The following is a 21,537-nucleotide window of genomic DNA, read 5'->3' as shown; positions in this document are numbered from 1 at the left end:
GACCACAATGACGGCGACGGCCCTGGCCTCGGCCGGGGTGACGCTGGCCCTGGCTACGGCAGCTCGGCGGACGCCGGCCCCTGCTCCACGGTCGGCTCCGGCGCCGTAGCGGCCGGCGCCTCCCGGCCCTCGGCGGCCGGCCGCGGTGCCGCGGGCGCCGCCGCCTCCTGCGCGGGGACCGCGGGCGCCGCGGCCTCCCGCGCGGGGACCGCCGAAGCCGGTGCCGTGCCGCCCAGGTGCTGGGCGGCACGGTCGAAGTACCTCAGCAGCTCCACCGGGAAGGGCATCACGAGCGTCGAGTTCTTCTCGGCCGCGACCTCCACGACCGTCTGGAGCAGACGCAGCTGCATGGCCTCCGGGGTGTCCGACATGATCCGGGAGGCGTTGGCGAGCTGCTGCGCGGCCTGGAACTCGCCGTCCGCGGTGATGACCCTCGCCCGCCGCTCCCGCTCGGCCTCCGCCTGCCGGGACATGGACCGCTTGAGCGACTCGGGAAGCTGTACGTCCTTGATCTCGACGCGGTCGATGTGGACGCCCCACCCGGCGGCCGGGCTGTCGATCATCAGGGCCAGCCCCTCGTGCAGCCGCTCCCGGTCGGTGAGGAGGTCGTCGAGATCGCTCTTGCCGATGATGGACCGCAGCGAGGACTGGGCGACCTGGCCGACGGCGAAGACGTAGTCCTGCACCTCGATGGCGGCCCGCACCGGGTCCGTCACCCGGAAGTACACGACGGCGTCCACCTTGACCGAGACGTTGTCCTTGGTGATGCCCTCCTGCGTGGGCACCGGCATGGTGACCACCTGCACGTTCACCTTGCGCATCCGGTCGGCGAACGGGATCAGGAAGGTGATGCCCGGCTGCCGGTAGCCCGGCCGCGCACGGCCGAAGCGGAACACGACCCCGCGCTCGACCTGGTTGACCACCTTCATCCCACTGCGCAGCACGAGCAGGGCCAGCACGGCCACCACCACGACCGCGACGACGGTGCCTTCCATGGCACTCCACTCCTCAAAGTGTCGGCTGAGACACCGATGAGGACATGACGCACGACGGAAAGGATGCGGCCGCCAGTGTCAGGACTTCGTCAAGAAAGCGACGGTGGCGGCCCGTCACTCGTCCTCGGGTGCCGCGGACTCCGCCAGCCGCTCGCCGATGTCGTCCGCCCACTCCTGCGCCCACCGGCGAAGCCCGGCGACGGCCGCCTCGTCGACCCCGTGGGCGGCGAACTCCCGGTCGTCGATCAACTCCGTACCGTCGAGGCGGGCCTGGAGGTCGGCGAGGTCGAAGGCGTCCCCGGCGTGGCGGCGGCCGAGTTCCTCCAGCTCCGGGTGGCTCCAGCGGTCCGCGGCGGCGTGCACGTCGACGAGGTCGGCGGCGAGCCCCTGCTCGGCCAGCGCCCGCACCCTGGTCCCGACGAGGTCCTCCAGGGAGAGCGCCGGGCCCGACCCGGTCTCGGCCGGCGGCCGCCACAGCACCTCCTTGAGCACCTGCACCGCGCACTCCGCACCGCTGACCGGATCGCTGACGACCAGTCGCCCGCCCAGCGGCTCGGTCTCCGGCGCCCGCACTCCCCAGCCGCGCTCCTCCAGCCCGCGCAGCAGCGCGCCCACGATGTCCTGCGTGTCCACCGCGCTCTCGGTGGCGACGTCGATGTCCCGGCTCGGCCGGTCCACCAGCCCGTGCGCCCGCACCGCGTGCCCGCCGGCCAGCAGCAGACCGTACGGCGCGCCCACCGCGAGCACATCCACCAGCAGCCGCCGGCGCTCCTCATCCACCAGTCCGGCCCTCCCGACCACGGCCCCCGGACACCCGGCGGACCCTCGTCCCCGGACGCGTCCCGCGGACCTCGCGCAGTGAAACGATCACGCGCCGATTATGGCCCGCACGCGCACCGGGCCGGCCGTCGGCGGGCCCCGATCACGCGGTCGGTGGGGTGTCGTCACCCGGTCCCGATCGGGGTGTCCGCCCGAAATGGTCCCGCCTTGATCACGATCATGTGACAAACAATCACTTCAATCGACAACTACCTTCACAACGCGTCGACTTGCCTGCCAGTCTGCTCCGGCTGAGATCAGCACCAGTCTTGGGAGCAGAAACCACATGGACGACATCCAGCCCACCGCCCAGGCCGCCCAGAGTGCCGCCGGCCCGGCCGCCGGGGCCGTTGCGCCCGGGGCCCCTCTCGCGCAGCGTCTGACCGGCCTGGCCATGAAGCGGCGCGGCCCCGTCGCGGTGTGGCTCGGCCTGCCGCTGATCACCCTCGGGATCTACCAGCTGGTCTGGTACTACAAGATCCACAAGGAGCTGCAGGAGTTCGACCGGCGCCGCGCCCTCAGCCCGGCGGGCAGCCTGCTCGTCATGATCTTCCTGGGCTGGACCCTGATCGCGCCGCTGATCTCGTTCCACAACACCGGCAAGGCCGTCGCGAACGCCCAGCGCGCGGCCGGCCTGCCGGTGACGTGCAGCCCCGCCGCGAGCACCTGGCTGGCCTTCGTCTTCGGCCTGAACACCTGGTACATCCAGCGCCAGCTCAACCTGGTCGTCGATGCCTACCCGGCCGCCACCCCGGGCACCGAGGTCCCCCTCGCCGCCTGACCTTCCCACCGCGAGACCTTTCCCCCAGAGGAGCCCCGGCCGCTTCCCCCCGTGCGGCCGGGGCTCCTGCCTTGCCGGGAACAGGGGAGTCCGGGAGGGGGCCCCGACGGCACCCGGTGCCGGGTGGGAGCGGCGGCGGTCCGCGTCGGGTGGAGCCAGGGCAGTCCGCGCCGACCGGGGTGAGGGCGGTCCGTGTCGGGTGAAGCGGCGGAGAACGTCGGGTGGCGTGTCCGCGAGAGTCTTCGGGAGTTCGGCCGGCGTACAGGCGGATGGCCACGGTTCGCCCGGTTTGGCGGGATCGCGGGGAACGTAGCGTGAGCCGTCCGGAGCCATCCGGCCCGGGCCCCCGTCGGTTCACCTCGTGAGGATGGCTCAGTTCTGATGCGGAGCAGGTTTCAGCAGCCGCTTCCCCCGGCCGGTGATGCGCTCGGGCATGCCGGCCTCGCCGTGGCCGAGCCGCCGCCCCGGACGGCACCGGTGCGGAAGGCGGGCGCCGCCGTACGGGCCCGGCCCCGGCTCTACGTGATCGACGGCATACGCCTGATCGCGGCGCTCATGGTCGTCCTGCACCACTACGCGGGCACCCGGCGGCTGAACCAGCCGGGCAACGCGATCTGGGGCCGGCCGGTGTCCGAGATCATGCCCACGGTCTTCCACCTCGCGTCCTTCGGCTGGATCGGCGTGGAGATCTTCTTCGTGATCAGCGGCTTCGTGATCTGCATGTCGTGCTGGGGCCGCGCTCCGAAGGACTTCTTCGTCTCCCGGGTGATCCGCCTCTACCCCGCCTACTGGGTCGCCGTGGCCTTCACCGTCACCGTCCTGTTCGTCCTGCCGGGCGCCTGGCGGCGGCCGCAGGGGCGGGACATCCTGCTGAACCTCACGATGCTGCAGTCCGGCTCCGGCGTGCCGAACGTGGACCTCGTCTACTGGACCCTCTGGTCGGAGCTGCGCTTCTACCTGCTCTTCATGGCCGTGGTCGCCATGGGGCTGACCTACCGCAGGGTCGTCGTGTTCTGCTGCGTGTGGGGCGCGGCCGCGATGCTCGCCCCCGTGTCCGGCTTCCCGCTGCTCGTGCTGGTGGCCGACCCGAGCAGCACCTGGTACTTCGTCGCCGGCCTGGCCCTCTACCTCATGCACCGCTTCGGCCAGGACCTGCTGCTCTGGGGCATCCTCGCCATGGCATGGCTGATGGGCCAGCGGGAGCTGGGCCTGCGGGTCGCGTACGAAGGGGTCTCCAGCTGGCGAGGGTCCCTGCTGATCTTCACGGCGTTCCTTCTTTTCATGGTGGCCGTCGCGCTCGGCTGCACCGACCGCGTGCGCTGGAAGTGGCTGGCCACCGCGGGCTGTCTGACCTACCCGCTCTACCTGATGCACTACGTCGCCGGTACGACGCTGATCAGCCGCCTGCGCGACACCATGGACGCCCGGTTGCTGGTCGCCCTCCTCGTCGCCGTCTTCCTGATCCTGAGCTGGCTGGTCCATCACCTCGTCGAGCGGCCGTCCGCGCGCCTGCTGAAGCGGGGACTCGACTCCTCCTTCACCCGTCTGCGCACCTTCGGCCGCGCGGCGTGACCCACGGCTCCCGCCGCGCGCCCGGGCGCCACCGACGTCCGCCGACCACGCGCCGGGGTGCCGTGCTGGGAACAGACGTCCGCGCTGACGCCGGGCGCGGGCCGGCCGCTCCGCAGTCCTAGGTCCATCGGGGTACCGGCCACGTCCCTCGTCTACGGCCACCGCCCGAGGCGGAAACGCCTCCTCCGGTGGACAGTTGGGCCATGCGCGCCTCCTCCCGGCCGGCCCGCCGGCGCCCCGGAGGCATGGCCTATCTCGTAGCGTTGTTCGTCGACGCACTGGGCTCGGGCCTGTACCTACCGCTGACCTTGGTGTTCATCCGCGCGGTGACGGGCCTGCCGGCGACGGCCGTAGGACTCGGGGTCACCGTCGCGGCGGCCTTCGGCCTCGCGGCGAACCCTCTGGCGGGCATCCTCGTGGACCGGTTCGGTTCCCGCCCCGTCCTGATCGGCACGTACCTGGTGCGGGCACTCGGCTTCGCCCTCTACCCCCTGGTGGGGAGCTTCCCGGCACTCATCGCCGTGGCGGGCCTGATCGCCCTGGGCGACCGCGCCTACTACCCCGCGACCGCCGACCACACCGCCGCGATCGCCGATGGCGCGGACCGCGACAGGCTCTACGCCTGGACGGCCATGGCCCGCAACGTCGGCTTCGGCCTGGGCGGACTGCTGTCGGCGGCAGCTCTCACCTTCGGTGACGACCACGGCTTCGCAACGATGGCCGTCATCAACGCGATCAGCTTCCTCGGAGCCGCCGGATGCCTGGCCTTCGCCACTCCCGGCCCGATCAGCACGTCCCGGCCCACCGGCACCGGCACCGGCACCCGTACCGGCGTCCGTGCCCGTACCGGCACCGGCACCCGTACCGGCGTCCGTGCCCGTACCGGCACCGGCAACGCACCGCGGAAGCACGGCGGATACCGGGCGGTCCTGTCCGACCGGCCGTTCCTCGCGCTGGTCGGAACCGAGCAGGCGTTCACCCTCGCGCACTCCGTCCTGCCGGTCGCCCTGCCCCTCTACGCCGTGACCGTCCTGGACACGCCCCCCGCCGTCCTCGGCCTGCTCTACACGCTCAACACGGCCCTGCTCGTCGTGGGCCAGCTCCCCGTACGCCGGCTCCAGGCCACGTCCCGCCGCACCCACGCACTCGCCCTGGGCGGCGCCGGGTTCGTCACCTCCTGCGCCGCCTACGCCGCGGTCGCCTGCCTGCCCCGCGGCGGGTGGCAGGTGGCCGGTCTGGTGGCCGCCACGCTCCTCCACACGGCCGGCGAACTGATGCACACCGCCCCGTCCTCCGCCCTGGCCGCCGAGATCGCCCCCGCCCACGTCCGTGGACGCTACCTCGCCGTCTACCAACTGACCTGGGCCGTTGCCGCCGTACTCGCCCCGGCGGGATTCTCCGCGCTCCTCGACACCGCCGCCCCACTGCTCTGGGCCGTCCTGGGCACTCTCCTCGCGCTCGCGTGCGCCACCGTGCTGCGACTGTCCCGCGGACTCCCCACCGCCGCCGTCCTCCCGCCCCCCGCGACGGCGACGTCAGCACACGCCACCGAGAGCAAGGCGAAGGCCGCAGGCCCGGCCACGGCGTACGACGGCGCGGCTGACGGCTGACGGCTGACGGCTGACGGACGTCGGCGGCCACGCGTCGCCGGCTGCGATCACGCCCCCTTGCACAGGGGCTGACCGGGCCCCGGGGATGCGTAATCGGCTCTGCGACCGAATCTGCACAGCGAAGGCGCAATTGCGACACGACTGCGTTCCGTTGATACGGAGTTGTCCGCGGCGGAGCCGTAGTGGCAAGAGCCGACGGTTGCCCGGGCGGCGCTGGATGTAGAGAAGCTGCCCCCAATTCGTGTACGCGCGCGCACGGATGAGAAGCCCACCGTTTCAACTGTCCTGCCTGGAGCGGAGGACGACTGGATGCCCGGCACGCCACGTGATTTGATCCTTCGCACCGCCGGGATCGCGCCAAGGCGTCCGGAAACGGATGACGCGCGCTGCGATGGCGGCTGACCGTCCGTCCCCACCTCGGCCGCTCCCCCTTGTGGAACATTCATACGAAGGGCAGTTTCATCATGAACTCCGCTCCCCAGGTTCAGACCCTTGAGATCTCTGACGCCGACCTCGACGCCGTCTCCGGCGGCCTGAGGCCGCAGGTCGGCATCGCTGCCGGTCCCACGGCGATCAGCAGCACGGACCTCGCGGCTCAGTTCGGCGCGGCCAAGGACGAGGTCGTGGACACCGTCAGCCAGTACCACCAGGCCGGCATCACGGTCTCCTTCTGATCGCCGGATCGCGGGACTTCCTCTCCACGCGATCGCCGATGGTCCGAACGGCGGCCTGACAGCCGATGGGCGACCACGGCACCAAGCCCCCTACCCGCGGTTCTCCGCCGGCAGGGGGCTTGATCGTTGGGGGTTCCTCTTCCCGCGCTGTGAGTCGGCCGCGTCGCCCCGGCCGGCCGCGGCGCGGCAGTACTTGGGCCCCCGGGCCCGGAGGGCCGAAGACTGCAGGGAACGGCCTTCGGCTCTCCGGACGGGTGTGGCGGCCGTGCCGGCTATGACGACGGGTGGCAGAGGGTGGAGGCCTCCGCGTCACAGCCCAGCCGCCGGGGCGGGCTAGCGGCGGCCGGGGTAGCGGTCGTGATCCCAGCGCCGGTCGTTGTACCAGCCGTGGTGCCAGCCCCGGTTCCAGCGGTGGTCCCAGTCCCGGTCCCAGCGGTGGTCCCAGCGGTGGTCCCAGCGGCGGTCCCAGTCCCGGTCGTGGTGCCGGCCGCGGTCGCGGTCGCCGTCCCGGTCCCAGTCGCCGTAGTGGCGGTCGTGGTCGCTCCTGTAGCTCTGCGAGTACCCCCTCCCGCTGTCGCGGTCATGGCCGGATCCGGCGGCCAGGGCCGGCATGGCGGCCGCGCCGACGAGCGCGCCCGAAGCCACGAAGGTGGCGATCAGGCGGACCGTCGTACGAGAAACAGACATGAATCTGTCACCTCACGTTCGTGCACACCGACCCTGGCCGGGGCCGGGTGTGCGGTCCGAAATTCCCGGCTCGGTGCCGAGGCCCCACACTGTGGCCCGCCACGGCGACACGAGACCGAGGAAAGGATGCGCGTTACAGACCGCAGATAGATCCGTAACTCTCCCTTGTATGGGCCATTGATGTCGGGGAGGTGGCCGCGTGCCGGTACTGTCCCGGCTTGGAATCAAGGCCGAGAGCAGGAAAAAGGACAACTGGCGGTCCGTGAAACCAATGGCGGTATCACTGGCTTGAATTCCGCCGAACGGCCCAATGGCTTCAGTAACGACGGGAAGCCCCTGTTCGGGGGATGGCCGCGATGCCTCCGGAACAGTCCACCGGCCTTGTGCCACTCGGTGAGATACGCATGGAAGAGGTAGGTTTGGATCAAGGTCGGCAGTGATCTGCCGAGGACATGAATGCCGGGCCGGAGCACGGGGAGTCTGACCAACTCGCCCGTCCGGCTACGGCTCGCGGAACGGGGAGACTCATGACCAAGTACCAGCGCGTGCCCGCTGCGGCGGGCGCGGTTGCCGTCGGCGCCGCGCTTCGATCAAAACGGAGCGGATGACCGGGGAATCAAGCTTTCCCTGAAGCAACGGCTGGAACGGCGAAGTCGTCGCGACCGCCACCGGAAGAAGCGTCTCCCGCTGCCGCGGCCCCAGCTACCACCGTGCCCGCAGTCGGGCTTGCCCGTGTCGAGTCCGGCATGCGTCGAGCCGACTGCGCCGCCCGTACCGGGCCACCAGCATGCCAAGAGGTCCATACATGTTGAGGAATCATGCGCATAACTCGCATACGTAAGTTACTGATGTCGGCCGGTGCGCTCGTCCTGGCAACCGCCACGCCCGCCATCGCAGACAGCTCTCCCCAGATTGCACTCTCCACCAGTCCCGCGCCCTCCACGCCGTCGGATCCCTCCGCACCCTCCACGTCGGCAACACCCCCGCCCTCTGCACCCTCGGCTCCATCCACTGCGCCCTCTACGCCCGCACCCTCCGCCGACGATGACGGTGCGGTCCACGACGACCGGTGGACGAGCGAAGCGGCCGAGGAGTTCTGGACACCCGAACGGATGGCCGCGGCCACACCGGACTCTCCCCGCCCCGAGGCGCCTGCCGACTGGAAGCCCGCCGCGCCCCTGTCGGCTGCGGCAGCCGCCAAGGACGGCCACTACTTCGCAGGTGTCCCCACCGTGGGCACCTTCTTCCACTACACACGGAACCCAGCCACCGACAAACTGGAAGGGCGCTTCTGCTCGGCCAGTGTCATCGACAGCCCGCAGGGCAACGTCGTCCTGACCGCCGCACACTGCTCGGGCGGCAGCAAGGGCATGTTCGTGCCCCGCTACGACGGCGCGGCGGCGAACCCCGCCCCCTACGGCAGGTTCCCGGTGCAGAAGTGGATCCGCGACTCCCGCTGGTACAAGGTGGGCGACAAGCCCACCCGTGACGCCTACTCCGACCTGGACTACGCCTTCGCCCGGGTAGGTACCAACAGCAGCAACCACAGCCTGCAGAAGGCTGTCGGCGCCGCTCTCAAGCTCGGCCGGGTGAACGGCGACTACAGCCAGACCGTGACCGTCGTCGGCTACCCGGGAAGCCACAATCCCAAGAACCGGCCGATCATCTGCCCCGGCGTCACAACCCGGCAGCTGCCCGGCTACCGGCAGATGCGCATGGAGTGCGGCGGCTTCTACGGAGGCACCTCCGGAAGCCCTTGGATCACCGGCCTGAACACCACGACAGGCAGCGGAACCGTGATCGGCAACCTCGGCGGCTACTACGGCGGCGGCCTGGAGAACGACAGCGACCGCATCTCCTTCGCCGTCACCTACGACAAACGTGCCCTGGAGATCTACGCCGCCGCGAAGAACAACACCGAACCGCGGAAATACCCGCGTGGCTACAGCATGTACCCCACCGGCGGCGGCCTGTGGACCAATGCCAAGAAGATGGCCTCCGGTGACTACAACGGCGACGGCAGGGCCGACATGATCGTGGTCTGGGCGGACGGCGAGGTCACCCTCTACGCCGGTGACGGCAAGGGCGGCTTCTCCGGCGAGAAGAGGATCACGAAGTCCGCCACCTGGAAGAACGCCAAGGTCATCGCCGGAGGAGACTTCACCGGCAGCGACTCCTCAGACCTCGTCGTCGTGTGGGTGGATGGCGAAGTCACCCTCTACACCGGCGACGGCAGGGGCGGATTCGCCAAGGAGACGCAGCTCCAGAAGCCCGACGACACCTGGCGGAACGCCGTCCAGATCACGGCCGGACGCTACAGCGACAACAAGTGGACCGACGACCTCATGGTCCGCTGGGCCGACGGGGAACTCTCCCTCTACACCGACGTCGACAGCCGGGGCCTCCTCCACGAGCACAAGCTCAAGGACCCCGACGGCACCTGGAAGCACGCCACGATCCTCGCCGCCGGCAACTTCACCGGCGGCTCCCACTGGGATGTGATAGTGCGCTGGTCGGACGGAGAGCTCTCGCTCTACCGCGACGCGGGCCCCACCAGTGTGGGAACGGAAGTCCGGATGCTGTCCTCTAACCGGATGTGGACCCACGCCTCCGTCATGACCGCGGGCGCCTACACCCGGGGCGAGCCCGACGACCTGCTCGTGCGTTGGTCGGACGGTGAGACCACCCTCTACACCGACACCTCCACCACCCTCGGCCGTGAACACATGCTCGTACCGCCCAAGGCTGGCTGACCACCCTTTCAGGAAGGCGAGGTACGCGCGATGTATCTGCGCACTGCAGCGACCGCTCTCACCGCGACCGTCATCGGCCTCACGGGCTCTCACACGGCCTCGGCGGCGGACGGTCCGGGCCTCAGCATCAGCATTCGCGGAAACGACAGCGACAGCACCGTGGACGGCCCCCTTCAGCAGGGTGCGCCCGTCGTGGTCACGTCCGACGTCGACCTGACCTCTCTGGCCGCGGACGGCAACGGCAGGTTCACGGTGAAGTCTCCGGCGTTCACCAAGGACGTGACGGTGGAGATGCGGAAGAACAGCTTCGGGGAGGGCAACGGCACCATCAGCTGCGACATCGGTCCGGGAAGCTACCCGGTCGACATCGCCGGGCAGCACGAGAAGTCCGCAGCGATCGGCAACCGGGGGCACCTGACGATCACCGTCAAGGACGACAACGACCAGTACTGCGAGAAGGCGGCCGGTTCCTTCGGCCGCACCGGCACCGTTGCCGCGGTCGGCGGCGGCACGATGGTCCTTGCCGCAGTCGGCTACACCCTCTTGCGCCGCCGGAGGACCAGGAAGACCTGACCCCGGCAGCACCGGGGGGCCGCCGTCACGGCACGGCGGCCCTCCACAGAATCGGCCACCAGGCCCCGACTTCACCTCCCGGCCGACCCGCACGCCTGAACTCGTCCGGGATCAACGGGCGCCGGTTTCGAGCGGGGCCGGGATGCGGCCGACTTCGTCTCCGCGGCCCGGATGCTGGGCCTGCATGCGCGATACGGGCCCCCTCCGGAGGAGGCCAGAGAGGTTGCTTCAGTCGCATACGGGCCGCAACCGTACGGGCCAGAACCGGACGTGCCGGATTCGGACAGGAGCGGACGGACCGTCCCGCGGTTGACCTCGTCGCCGCTGGTCCTACTCCTCGTGGCCCCGGTGCGCCTCCTCCGACGCACGCTGCGCCGACGGCCGTAGAGGAGCCGGACGCACCAGTCGGATCCGGTCGGTTTCGCGTGGTGAAGCTTGATGCGTGCTTGACATGCGCATGCTTATTACAGCACTGCGGAGCCGCCCACCTGGATTCCAACCCCACTAGGAGCCACGGTGCCCAGAAGACTCACCGCCGCCGGCGTCGCGCCGGCGGTGACTTTCGGCGTGGCGGCCCTGCCCGCCACCGCGGCCGCGGCCGGCCCGCCCGCGGCGGCCAAGGCCGATCCCGCGCCCAGCCCGCGCAGCCGGGCGACATCCGCCGCCGACAAGGCGGCCACCAGCGGCTTCCACGCCCTCGCCAAGGGCCCCTCCGAGCGCTACGACCGCAAGCAGGTCACGCCCTGGGGCAACGGCCTCTGCTCGATCGCCTACGAGCGCACCTACCGCGGCCTGCCGGCGACCGACACGATCGGCCAGACGGTGACGATCCCGGCCGGCTGCACCAAGGCGACGCTGAGGTACTGGCTGCACATCGACACCGGCGAGTCGGGTGCGACGGCGTACGACACCTTCCAGGTCAAGGTCAACGGGACCGCGAAGCAGACGTACTCCAACGTCGGCGCCGCCGCGGGTTACACCGAACGCACCCTGGACCTGAGCCAGTTCCTCGGCCGGCAGATCACCCTGACCTTCACGGCCACCGAGGACTCCAGCCTCCGGACCAGCTTCGTCGTCGACGACCCCACCCTCACCACGAGCTGACCTTCGCATCGGCCGGGAGGCGGGGGCACCCCAGGCCCCGCCTCCCGTTTCCCCCCACCCCACAAAGGAGCCCCGGTGCTTCGAAGAACCTTCCCGACCGGCTTCACCCTCGCCGCCGCGCTGGGCCTGGCGGCGCTCCCCGCGAGTGCCGCGCCGGCCCCCGAGGACGTCCACACTGCGGCGGCCACGGCCACCCTGACCGCGGCCACGACCGACATCGACGTCACCAAGGTCCAGGCAGACCTGACCGAACTGAACGCCATAGCCAACCGCAACGGCGGCACCCGCAGGTCGACCGGGCAGGGCTACCGCGACTCGGTCGCCTATGTGAAGGGCAAGCTCCAGGCGGCCGGTTACACGGTCACCGAGCAGGCCTGCACCTCCGGCTGCACCAGCGGCGCCGGGCCCAACCTGATCGCCGAGTGGCCGCACGGCGACACGTCGAAGGTGTACATGTTCGGCTCGCATCTGGACAGCGTGTCCGCCGGGCCCGGCATCAACGACAACGGCTCCGGCAGCGCGACCCTCCTGGAGGTCGCCCTGAAACTCGCCGAGACCAGCCCGACGATGGCGGCACGCGTCCGCTTCGGCTGGTGGACGGACGAGGAGCAGGGCCTCAACGGCTCCGACTTCTACGTCCGTTCTCTGACCTCCACCCAGCGCTCTGCGATCAAGGCGTACTACAACTTCGACATGGTCGCCTCGCCCAACGGCGGCTACTTCATCAACCACATCACCTCCACCGCCGCCGGGCCGATGAAGGGGTACTGGGACTCGCTGAACCTCCAGCCCGAGGAGAACACCGAGGGCGCGGGCCGCTCCGACGACTACTCCTTCGAGAACTACGGCATCCCCACCTCCGGTTACGCGATGGGCGCGAGCGCCCGCAAGACCTCGGCGCAGGCGGCCAAGTGGGGCGGCACGGCAGGCGCCGCGTACGACAGCTGCTACCACTCCTCCTGCGACACCACCAGCAACATCAACGCCACCGGGCTGAACCGCAGCGCCGACGGCGTCGCCTACACGCTGTGGCAGCAGGCGGTCTCGGACACCGTCCCGGCGAACGACTTCTCGGTCTCGGCGAGCCCCGCCACGGGCAGCACCGACCCGGGTGCCTCGCTGACCACCACCGTCTCCACGGCCACCACCAGCGGCTCCGCGCAGACGGTGAACCTGTCCGCCTCGGGCGCCCCTTCGGGTGTCACGGTCTCCTTCAGCCCGGCCTCGGTGGCCTCCGGCGCCTCGTCCACGGCGACGATCTCCGTCGGCTCGTCCGTGCCGCCCGGCACGTACAACCTGACCCTCACGGGCACCGGCACCACCACCCGCAGCGCGCAGTACACGCTGACGGTGAGCGGCGCGGGTGGCTGTACGTCCTCGCAGGTGGTGTCCAACGGCGGTTTCGAGAGCGGTACTTCGCCGTGGACCGGTGACACGGGCGCGATCGGCTCGTTCAGTGGCCAGTCCGCGCACTCCGGTTCCCGGTTCGCATGGCTGGCGGGTTACGGCTACGCGGCGACCGACACGATCGGCCAGACGGTGACGATCCCGGCCGGCTGCACCAAGGCGACGCTGAGGTACTGGCTGCACATCGACACCGGCGAGTCGGGTTCGACGGCGTACGACACCTTCCAGGTCAAGGTCAACGGGACCGCGAAGCAGACGTACTCCAACGTCGGCGCCGCCGCGGGTTACACCGAACGCACCCTGGACCTGAGCCAGTTCCTCGGCCGGCAGATCACCCTGACCTTCACGGCCACCGAGGACTCCAGCCTCCGGACCAGCTTCGTCGTCGACGACACCACCCTGACGACCAGCTGAGCACACGGTGGGACGGGGAGGCACGTCGTGCAGGGCACGCCGCGCGCGGCCATGAGGACATGGATCGGCTGTCGCGGAGGCGTCCCGGTCGTCAGTGACCACCCGCGTTGATGTCAGCAGTGGACGTCAAAGGCCTCGGACCATCATCGGTCCGGGGCTCTTCCCTTGTGGCCCCGGCACGGTTCGAACCTGTGGCACCCGGGCGTCCCGCTTGCACGAGCGGGTGTCAGTGGCTGCTGTTAACGTCCGGCCGTTCTGGCAAAGCTGGATAGGGAGGGGCCGTATGGGCGCGTCGGGATGGGACTATTCCGTGCCGTATCAGGAGGATCTCGTCGGGGCGTTCGATGGGCTGCGACGAAAGGTCTTTGAGGATCGGGAGTACTACTGGGGCCCTGGTGCCGACTGGCGGCCGGAGGGGGAACGGCTGCCGTGGCCGGAGACCATGGACGAGCTGTGGGAGCACGAGTCGGTCCAGCACGACGGGACACACTCGATCCTCGACATCTTCCGGATCATCGGGCCGGATGAGGAGCCGGACTACTGCACGATGAAGCAGGTGACCGAGGAGGCGCTGCGCGTCCTGGGCACGCGGAAGCCCACCCGGGCTCATGTGCCGCGTTTCGGGGAATTCGACCACTGGCGTTGGTACGGCCGGTGCGCCGTGCTCCAGGACGACGAGGGTGCACCGCAGGAGATCCACTTCTGGGGCTACTCGGGCGACTGAGCCGACCCAGTGGATCAGGCGCGGACCGTCGACGGCGGTTGAGTCGACGGCGGTTGATGAGTGCGCTTGGCGATCACGCTTCCTACCACCGGTACCCCCACTCACCCCAGCTCCGTCCCGTCCGCCGACAGCCCGTGCGTCGGTCAGCCGGCGGGGCAGGTCGCCTCGGGCGGCACCACCGACATCTCACCGTCAGGTGTGGATGTCAGGCCGGCCGAGGCACGATGTTCACTGCCCGGTAGGCGTAACCGTCTTGCTGGAAGCCGGGGGCTTCCCACTGGAGGTCCACCCGTTGCCCCGGCGACAGCGTGCGGAACCCTTCCATCTGGATGTGGGAGTAGTGGCCCCAACAACCGCCGGGCGTCTCAGGGGAGTCGAGCACGCCCCAGCCTTCCTCGTCGCGCCACTCACGGACGGTCGCAGTCACCATGCGGGGAACCTTACGGTTTCCGGTTCCGCCTGCGTATCGGGATTTTCAGCCTGGGCAGCCGCGATCACTTGGGGCCGGTCGGGGTGCTGACCTGGGCAACCGTCGGGTTGTGGCCCCGTGGGCTCGGTTGCCTGCACCGTGATTCCCCGCCCCTTCCACCCGTCACTACCGGTGCGGTTTGCCTCGGCCGCCGCCCTGGTCCGGCGTGTCCCTCCCCGCCTTTGCCCCACTCCCGGCCGGTTGTTCGCCGCTGGAACGGGGGTCTTGCCCCTGTCCCTCGTCCCTTTCGGCGTCATGGTGGCTCCTGTCGCGGACGGTTCCTGAGCGGGGGAGCCGAGCTGAGAGGGGTGCGGCCGCGACCTCTTCGGCGTGACGGTGGCCCCTCTTGCCGGCCGGTTCCGACCGCGTGAACCGAGCCGAGACAGGTGTCGCCGAAGCCGGAACCAAGCCCTCGGCCGCTACGGCACCCGTGGGCACCGGCTCGCCCGTAGGGGCAGGCGTGGCAGCGCTGTTCCCAGCCCTGTGTTCCCTGCTCCCGGCGGAAGCCGAGTCCTTCTGCGGGGTGGACCCGCTCGCGGACGGTCCTCGCGCGGCAGGAGCCTCGGAGCCCCACGTCGGCACCGTCATCGCGAGTGCTGTGGCGGCGACCATCGCTCCGGCCGCGGCGTACGTCCTCCTGCGACGTCGGGAAGCCAATCGGCTCCCTTCGCGACGGGTGCCGCACTCGGATCCGGGCCGTATCCCGTCTGGTGGGCCGCCTGCCGTCACCGAGGCGCCGGCAGCTCCCCCGCTCCGCTGCAATCCCGCCAGGACTGCCGCGCACGTCTGCGCGTCGGGCCGGTCCGCCGCCTCGGTCGCGGTCATGGAGCGCAGAAGATCGCGCAGTTCCGCCGGCAGTCGCCTGGGTATCCGCGGCGCACGGTGCAGCCGGGCGACCGCAGACTCCAGCGGGGCGCCCTCGTACTCCAGCCGACCCGTCAGGCACTCCAGCAGTACGAGACCGAGAGCATAGACGTCGGCCTTCTGCTCGACGCGACGGCCGGTGACCTGCTCGGGGGCCAGATATGCGGCGGTTCCCACGAGTGCGCCGGCCTGCGTGGACGCAGTGGCGTCAATCGCGCGGGAGAGCCCGAAGTCGGTGAGGTAGGGCCGGTTCTGCGCGTCCAGGAGGATGTTGGACGGCTTGACGTCACGGTGCAGGATTCCCGCCCGGTGTACGTGCCCGAGGGCCTCGGCCAGCCGGATCCCGAGCTCGACCAGAGCGGGAACGACCATGGTCGTTTCGGTGATGCGCCGGCGCAGGGTGCTGCCCTCGACCAGTTGCATGACGAGAAAGGCCTGCCCGTCGTGGCGCCCGACGTCGAAGACGGTGACCAGTCCCGGATGTTGCAGGCGGGCCAGTACGAGGGCTTCGTCCTCGAACCGGTCCTTCAGACCCGTGCCACTCCCGGGCCGGAAGACCTTGACCGCCACCGCACGACCAAGCCGCAGATCCGTGCCACGGTAGACGTCCGCGGCACCGCCGGCCCCCAGACGCTCACCCAGCTCGTACCGACCTGCGAGCCGGGAAGCCTGCGAGGGATCAGGGGACCGGACATCCGGAGGGGCCGTCATTTTTCTCCCAGGGGCGTGGCGGCATGGTTGCCGTACGGCAAATGTTGTTACCGTGGGTACCCGAGAACTGCGCCTCCTACCGGGTGAAAATTAGTTGGCTCGCCCCCTCCGCAGCGTCGCGGACATCGTCCTCGACCGTTCCGGGCACCATGCAGGGTCGACTTCCCCTTGCGATCGGAGGGGCACGCCTATCGTCACCCCGCAGGTAGGCCATCGGCGCGGCTCAGAGGCAGCGGCAAGATGGCCGCATGGTCGATGTCCACCGAGGTCTGGTGTCGACCGCGGCTGGTGTCGACCGCGGCTGTTCGTGTTCGTCGGTGTCAGCCGGTCGTGTCAGCCGCCGCACGCGGTCTTGTGCCGCTCCTGCGCAATCGCGAGCCTTTCGCGGGCTGCCGCCACCCAGCGCAGGACGCCGTGCGCTTCCGTGTCCTCGGTCGCCGGTGTGGCGTCCGGAGTCGCGCGGAACGGGCACGAGGCCGGCGACGGAGGCGAGGGCCCTGAGTCGGGGTAGGCGGCGATGTCACCCGCGGCGCGATGAACTCGGCGCCCAGGATCGGACCCATGCCCGGGAGGGACTCGGTGATGGGGGCCTGCGGGTGAACCCGGAAGGTGTGCCGGATCTGCTGGTCAATACGCTTGATTCGCTAGTCCAGCGCGAGGATCTGCGTGGCGGTGTCCGCGACGATGCCGGCGGCCAGGTCCTGTTCGGGCAGCTCGGTGTGCTGTGTTTGCGCGGCTTGCAGCGCGGTGGCGGCCACCGCGTCGGGATTGCGCACATTGCGGCCAGCCAGCCAGCCAGCCAGGCGGTGCGGCGGCTCTGGCCGCGGCGGCGTATGGCCGTCGGTGCTGGAGGCCATACCGGCCGACGAGTTCCAGCGATGTGGACTCGGTGAGCGAGCTGACCTCTTCGTCCCGAAGCTGCCGAGACGTGTTCATCGGTCCGCCAGCAGGAGCGGAATCCGTGGAGCGGTTCAAGTGCGGCAGGGCCCAGGAGCGGTGGGCCGGAACACCTGGTGGTCGTCGTTGGTCGTCATTGGACACTGCCGAGTGGCCTCCGACGGCCCAGGGACGGCCAGACAGAGGCCCGTCGGCCCATACGATGGCCTACGAGCTGGCGAGCAAGTCCCTTGCTTGTTGCCGGCCTTGGGCCCCTCCTGCCTGCCGGCCGGTGCGAACGCACCGGCACAGAGACGGACGTCTCAGGAGCGCCCCCAGTCCGTCCCTCCCGTTTGCGGGCCGGCACATGGAACCGGGTACCCGTGGGGTCGAGCACCCGGATCCACCCTTCCCTTGTCCTTGTCAGGGGGTGTGGCTCACTGCTGAGGTTCAGTCCCAGCCCCAGCCGCCGCCCCAGCCCCAGCCGCCGCCGTCTCCCCAGCCCCAGCCCCAGCCGTCTCCCCAGCCCCAGCCCCAGCCGCCGTCTCCCCAGCCCCAGCCCCAGCCGCCGTGGTGGTAGGAGACGACGTTCTGCGGGGCAGCGGTGGTGGCGGCTGCGTGGGCGGCTCCAGCCCCGGCCGCGATGGCCAGGATCGGCGCCGAGCAGATTGCGATGGCCACTCTCTTCATACGGGTGGTGTGCGCGCGCATGATGCGCCCCTCTCCAGAGGGTGTTTGGTTTTCCCGGGGGCCTCCACGGGCCGCCCGCCCGCGCTCGGGGAGCCTGTGTGTAGCTCCGGCGCTCACCCGCCGCACGCGGCACGCGGCCTGCGGCGGGTCACCACTTGCGGTAAAAAACCGACATAAGTGGCTTCTGGTAAATCTACGACCAGATCGCCGGGCAGTCAAAGCGAGGAACGCGAGCCTGGGCCCGGTGCGCCAGCTGTGAACCGCTTGGGGTCTCCACAGCGGCGGCCCCATGAACGCACGCGTCACGGAACGTCAACGAGCCCCCTTCCAGGGAGGGGAAGGGGGCTCGCGGGGTCACGCAGTCACGCACGGCTGGTATGGACCTCAGACCCACAGCGCCGCCGGCGTCCTCTCGGACGCCGTTGCCGGAAGCCCTGCGGAAGGGCGGCACATCGAGGAGACCGCTGACCGGGTCCTCCACGCAGCGGTCGCGGTGGACCACGCAGACGATGTGGCCGCGATGCTCATCCGACTCACCTGACCGCATCAAGCCGGCGGAGCGCCATCAATCGGGCGACGGCGCCCGCGCCGAACGCGGGCCACGCGGCAGCCGGCACCTCATACCCTCACCCCTGCGCCATTCTCGGCCCAGCTCACAGGCCAAGCACGAACCACATCAGCACGAGAAACAGAAATCCAACGACGATCCATATTGCGATCTTCCGCGAGTAACTTCTGCGCCCCGCTGGGTCGAACGACGACATGTTCTTGCGCTCATACCAGGCCGTATTCGCAAGCCCGAAGGAGAAAAAGGCGGCGACCATGAGCACAAAACCAATGCACCAAAACAGGATTCTCACTATTACTCCGATCGTCCCTGGGGTAGAAATTCCTGTCGAAGAACTCAATTGCCGGCAGCCCGAGAGCACCCGATGATCTCACCCGCACCCGCCCACAACTCACCCCAGCTCCCATCCCGTCTGCCGTCGACATGGATGTCTCCACCCACGTCGTGCAGGACACCCAGCGCGAGGCCATGAGCCACATGGACCGGCTGTTGCGGAGGCGTCCCGGTCGTCAGTGACCACCCGCTTGAGGAGAGAGGCTGGGCTGCAGGACGGGTGACCTGCGGCTTTGCTGGCCGAGCCAGCGGGCACGAGTGCGGCCGTCAGCCACCCTGGTTGACCGTGGCTGACCCCCGCATCTGGCACGGCTGTGGCACGCGCATCCTCCGCAGAGGCGTGCGCGTTCAGCGTCCTTCGCGTTCATGGCGTTCCACCCGACGCGCCAACTTGACGCGATACCTCTCGGGCGAGTGGAAAGCCTGAGAGCGGCGGACCATGTCCTCGGCCCTGAGGCTTTCTGCGTAGGCCTGGAGCGCGGGTATACGGAGGAGGACAGTGCGCTGCGCGTCGGCTTCCTCGACAGTCCCCAGCGGCGTGCCGGCGTTGCGTGCATGGTTGCAGCCCCAATGGGTGGGGCGCACATTGGGGCGCGTGTCAGCGCCGCCGGCCGCGATAGTGCGGACGTGGTCGATGCTCGGCGACCGAGGGTCTGGATGCCGATAGGCCTGGTCCACGGGATCTCGGCATAGGCCACAGATCCAGCCGTCCCGTTCACCGATCTCTACCGCTGTGTAGCGTTCGACGTCCCCATTGCTCCGCATGCGCTCACGGGTCTGCGAACTCCTCGAAGTCCCTATTCCCGATGGAGAGGTTGGCGCCAACGGGCCACAGCTCAGATGCGTTGACCCGAAAGGACCGACCCCGCCCTTCTTCGTAGAGGTCGAGGACGAGGATCGGGTACTCCTTGTCCATCACGGCCCCTTCGTCTGCCAGCAGCAGAAATGTGGGGTCGTTATCGCCCTGGGGCATCAGCTCCGCAAACTGCTCCGCTGTGAGGTCGCGATACGCCAGGTCGTCAACGAAGCCGACATAACCACTTCCGCCATCGGGATCCGCTCCGTGGACCGCTGACCGGAGCGCTCCCGGCCCACTGCCAGCGGATTGGAGGGAACGGTGGTACACCTCCACAGTGCCCGGCAAGTCCTCCGGCCATCGTCCTCCTGCTCGGCGAGGCGGAAGCCGCCGAATTTCATGGGCTGGTAGCTAGCAGGGCGGCTCGGCGTTCGAGACATCGACGTCGTCGAAGAGCGTCAGCATCCGACCCAGCACCCGGACACAGGCGGCGACGTCCGTGTCGGTGAGGTCGCCAGCCGCCTGGCGCAGCAGGGCGTGCTCGCGGGCGGCTATGGCCGTGATCGCCGCGTGGCCGTCGTCGGTCAGCCGGATCAGCGAGGAACGCTGATGCGCGGGGTTCGGGATGCTCTCGACGAGCTTCCTTGCAGCGGCGTCATTGACCATCCGCTGCACGAACTGCCGGCTCAGCGACTGGGCTCGACCCATCTGGGGGACGGTCATCGGCCCGTGCTCGCGCAGCAGGTCCAGCACAGCGCGTACGCCGACGGAGAGACCCTGGGTGGCCTCTAGCTCGATCTTGCGCTGGACGCGACGGTAGAGCGGTCCGACGAGGGCGAAGACCTCCATCAGCCGTTCCGGGAGCTCTTCGGGGGAGAGGAGGCGGTCGGTCTCGGTCACTGAATCATGATGACACCTCGGTTGCCGTATCGACAACAGATGTGACACCTTGGTTGTCATGCATGAGACGTCGATATCCGCACCGGCCGCCGCCTCCACGCCCATGTTCGACACCTACGCATCAGAGGACGGCGTGCTCGCCTATCGCGACGCCGGCCCTCGAGACGGCCGGCCGGTGGTCCTGCTGCACAGCGGCTTCGCGGACCACACCCAGTTCGAGAACCTGATCCCCGGCCTGGCCGCCACGGGCGTCCGGGTCATCGCCCCCGACGCCCGCGGCCACGGCTTCTCCGCGAACGCGAGCAAGCCATTCCGGCAGGCCGACGACCTTGCCGCGCTGCTGCAGCACCTCGATTGCGGCACTCCGGCGACCCTGGTCGGCGTCTCGATGGGAGGGCTCATCGCCATCGACACCGCGATCGAGTACCCCGAACTTGTCCGGGCTCTCGTCGTCAGCGGCCGCGGCATCGGCGAGCCCGACCTCAGCGACCCGTGGTCTGCCGCGAACCAGGAGGCACAGGCCAACGCCCTTGCCGCCGGCGACATCCCTGGCTGGCTGGAGAGCATCGCCCAGTGGGTACCGGGCCCCTCCCGCACGCTCGACGACATCGACCCCGAAATCGTGTGCCACGTGCGGGAGATGGCGATGCGCACCCTCATGAAGCACACCCCGGACGAGCCAAACCACTGCGTTCCGGTCGAAGACGTGGCCTCCCGCGCCAAGGACATCACCGTCCCAGTCCTGGCCATCAACGGCGCCCTGGACACACGCGGTTGCCTCAACACCGTCACTGCCCTGATGGAGGCCGTCCCCAACGGTCGCATCAAGCAGCTGGACGGTGTCGCCCACTACACGACCATGGAGCAGCCGGAGGAATTCACCCGGATCCTCCTGGAGTTCCTGCAGGAGATATACGCCTCAGAGGGCTAGACGAGTAGCGGTGACTTCCTCGATGCGAACTATGGGCACGATGGTCGCTGCGGTCTGTCGGGCACGTCAGACAGTCGCTCAGGGCCGGTGGTGGTCGGGGCTGGTTGCGGTGGTTGCTGTACTTTCCTGTAGTTGCGCGTCTGCCATCCTCGGATGATCTCACCCGCCAGGTGTGGACCACCGCTTTAGGGGCAATACTGGTGATTTAGGCTGTTTTCCGGCTGGTTGAAGTGGCTCTGGTTGGCTCGACCAGCCGGACCGTCGGGGTGTCTGGCCGTGGTGGGCT

At 69.6% G+C, this 21,537-nt stretch carries 19 protein-coding genes and 2 pseudogenes; 11 read left to right on the top strand and 10 right to left on the bottom strand.

The window, feature by feature from the left end; all coding sequences use genetic code 11:
• Window positions 1–53: 53 nt before the first annotated feature.
• Together ACF1A5_RS19390 and ACF1A5_RS19385 are read right to left on the bottom strand one after the other, a co-directional pair.
• Window positions 54–995, bottom strand: coding sequence for a slipin family protein (locus ACF1A5_RS19390; RefSeq protein WP_392194087.1), 942 nt, complete (start codon window positions 993–995; stop codon window positions 54–56).
• Between the two features lie 114 nt (window positions 996–1,109).
• The gene (locus tag ACF1A5_RS19385) at window positions 1,110–1,775 is read right to left on the bottom strand and encodes a hypothetical protein (RefSeq protein ID WP_392194086.1); all 666 of its coding nucleotides are present in this window, start codon (window positions 1,773–1,775) and stop codon (window positions 1,110–1,112) included.
• A 325-nt stretch (window positions 1,776–2,100) separates the two neighbouring features.
• Between ACF1A5_RS19385 and ACF1A5_RS19380 the strand changes: the two genes are divergently transcribed.
• The 4 genes from ACF1A5_RS19380 to ACF1A5_RS19365 all read left to right on the top strand — a co-directional run bounded on the left by ACF1A5_RS19380 (window position 2,101) and on the right by ACF1A5_RS19365 (window position 6,451).
• Window positions 2,101–2,595 (top strand): DUF4234 domain-containing protein, encoded by a 495-nt coding sequence (locus ACF1A5_RS19380; RefSeq protein WP_392194085.1) that lies wholly within the window; start codon window positions 2,101–2,103, stop codon window positions 2,593–2,595.
• A gap of 381 nt (window positions 2,596–2,976) precedes the next feature.
• Window positions 2,977–4,167 (top strand): acyltransferase family protein, encoded by a 1,191-nt coding sequence (locus ACF1A5_RS19375; RefSeq protein ID WP_392194084.1) that lies wholly within the window; start codon window positions 2,977–2,979, stop codon window positions 4,165–4,167.
• 203 nt (window positions 4,168–4,370) lie between these two features.
• Window positions 4,371–5,777, top strand: a complete 1,407-nt coding sequence (locus tag ACF1A5_RS19370) for an MFS transporter (protein WP_392194083.1) — start codon at window positions 4,371–4,373, stop codon at window positions 5,775–5,777.
• 464 nt (window positions 5,778–6,241) lie between these two features.
• Entirely contained in the window at window positions 6,242–6,451 is a 210-nt protein-coding gene (locus ACF1A5_RS19365) for a hypothetical protein (RefSeq protein WP_392194082.1), read from the top strand.
• Window positions 6,452–6,784: 333 nt separating this feature from the next.
• Here the strand turns inward: ACF1A5_RS19365 and ACF1A5_RS19360 are convergent, their stop codons facing one another.
• Window positions 6,785–7,138, bottom strand: a complete 354-nt coding sequence (locus ACF1A5_RS19360; RefSeq protein WP_392194081.1) for a hypothetical protein — start codon at window positions 7,136–7,138, stop codon at window positions 6,785–6,787.
• A 1,112-nt stretch (window positions 7,139–8,250) separates the two neighbouring features.
• On the opposite strand from ACF1A5_RS19360, the gene ACF1A5_RS19355 reads away from it, so the two are divergent.
• The 5 genes from ACF1A5_RS19355 (at window position 8,251) to ACF1A5_RS19335 (ending at window position 14,113) form a co-directional block, all read left to right on the top strand.
• Complete coding sequence (locus ACF1A5_RS19355) at window positions 8,251–9,891, top strand: FG-GAP-like repeat-containing protein (protein WP_392194080.1); 1,641 nt, start codon at window positions 8,251–8,253, stop codon at window positions 9,889–9,891.
• A 30-nt stretch (window positions 9,892–9,921) separates the two neighbouring features.
• Entirely contained in the window at window positions 9,922–10,464 is a 543-nt protein-coding gene (locus tag ACF1A5_RS19350) for a hypothetical protein (protein ID WP_392194079.1), read from the top strand.
• A gap of 516 nt (window positions 10,465–10,980) precedes the next feature.
• Window positions 10,981–11,568, top strand: coding sequence for a hypothetical protein (locus ACF1A5_RS19345; protein WP_392194078.1), 588 nt, complete (start codon window positions 10,981–10,983; stop codon window positions 11,566–11,568).
• A gap of 75 nt (window positions 11,569–11,643) precedes the next feature.
• Window positions 11,644–13,389, top strand: a complete 1,746-nt coding sequence (locus tag ACF1A5_RS19340; RefSeq protein WP_392194077.1) for a M28 family peptidase — start codon at window positions 11,644–11,646, stop codon at window positions 13,387–13,389.
• A 283-nt stretch (window positions 13,390–13,672) separates the two neighbouring features.
• Window positions 13,673–14,113, top strand: a complete 441-nt coding sequence (locus ACF1A5_RS19335) for a hypothetical protein (protein ID WP_392194076.1) — start codon at window positions 13,673–13,675, stop codon at window positions 14,111–14,113.
• A gap of 205 nt (window positions 14,114–14,318) precedes the next feature.
• Here ACF1A5_RS19335 and ACF1A5_RS19330 read toward each other — a convergent pair whose 3' ends face one another.
• From ACF1A5_RS19330 to ACF1A5_RS19310, 5 genes and pseudogenes are all read right to left on the bottom strand, one after another.
• Window positions 14,319–14,543, bottom strand: coding sequence for a cold-shock protein (locus ACF1A5_RS19330; RefSeq protein ID WP_392194075.1), 225 nt, complete (start codon window positions 14,541–14,543; stop codon window positions 14,319–14,321).
• 165 nt (window positions 14,544–14,708) lie between these two features.
• Window positions 14,709–16,157, bottom strand: coding sequence for a protein kinase (locus ACF1A5_RS19325; RefSeq protein ID WP_392194074.1), 1,449 nt, complete (start codon window positions 16,155–16,157; stop codon window positions 14,709–14,711).
• A 433-nt stretch (window positions 16,158–16,590) separates the two neighbouring features.
• Window positions 16,591–17,001, bottom strand: a pseudogene (locus ACF1A5_RS19320) (transposase); the annotation flags it as partial.
• A gap of 482 nt (window positions 17,002–17,483) precedes the next feature.
• Window positions 17,484–17,744, bottom strand: coding sequence for a hypothetical protein (locus ACF1A5_RS19315; RefSeq protein WP_392194073.1), 261 nt, complete (start codon window positions 17,742–17,744; stop codon window positions 17,484–17,486).
• Window positions 17,745–18,376: 632 nt separating this feature from the next.
• Window positions 18,377–18,583 carry a hypothetical protein gene (locus ACF1A5_RS19310; protein ID WP_392194072.1) on the bottom strand — a complete coding sequence of 69 codons (207 nt, stop codon included), beginning with the start codon at window positions 18,581–18,583 and terminating at the stop codon, window positions 18,377–18,379.
• Window positions 18,584–18,705: 122 nt separating this feature from the next.
• On the opposite strand from ACF1A5_RS19310, the pseudogene ACF1A5_RS19305 reads away from it, so the two are divergent.
• Window positions 18,706–18,807, top strand: a pseudogene (locus ACF1A5_RS19305) (integrase); the annotation flags it as partial.
• 586 nt (window positions 18,808–19,393) lie between these two features.
• Here ACF1A5_RS19305 and ACF1A5_RS19300 read toward each other — a convergent pair.
• Together ACF1A5_RS19300 and ACF1A5_RS19295 are read right to left on the bottom strand one after the other, a co-directional pair.
• Window positions 19,394–19,756 (bottom strand): DUF6924 domain-containing protein, encoded by a 363-nt coding sequence (locus tag ACF1A5_RS19300; protein ID WP_392194071.1) that lies wholly within the window; start codon window positions 19,754–19,756, stop codon window positions 19,394–19,396.
• Between the two features lie 75 nt (window positions 19,757–19,831).
• A complete protein-coding gene (locus ACF1A5_RS19295) occupies window positions 19,832–20,320 on the bottom strand; it encodes a MarR family winged helix-turn-helix transcriptional regulator (protein ID WP_392194070.1) in 489 nt (162 codons plus the stop codon).
• A gap of 58 nt (window positions 20,321–20,378) precedes the next feature.
• Between ACF1A5_RS19295 and ACF1A5_RS19290 the strand changes: the two genes are divergently transcribed.
• On the top strand, window positions 20,379–21,251 hold the full coding sequence (locus tag ACF1A5_RS19290; RefSeq protein ID WP_392194069.1) for an alpha/beta fold hydrolase: 873 nt from the start codon (window positions 20,379–20,381) through the stop codon (window positions 21,249–21,251).
• The last annotated feature ends 286 nt before the right edge of the window (window positions 21,252–21,537 follow it).

This window comes from Streptomyces sp. NPDC014864, from assembly GCF_043081525.1.
GTDB lineage: Bacteria > Actinomycetota > Actinomycetes > Streptomycetales > Streptomycetaceae > Streptomyces.
Note: the sequence above shows the minus strand (reverse complement) of the source record. Positions and strands in the feature narration are given on the sequence as shown.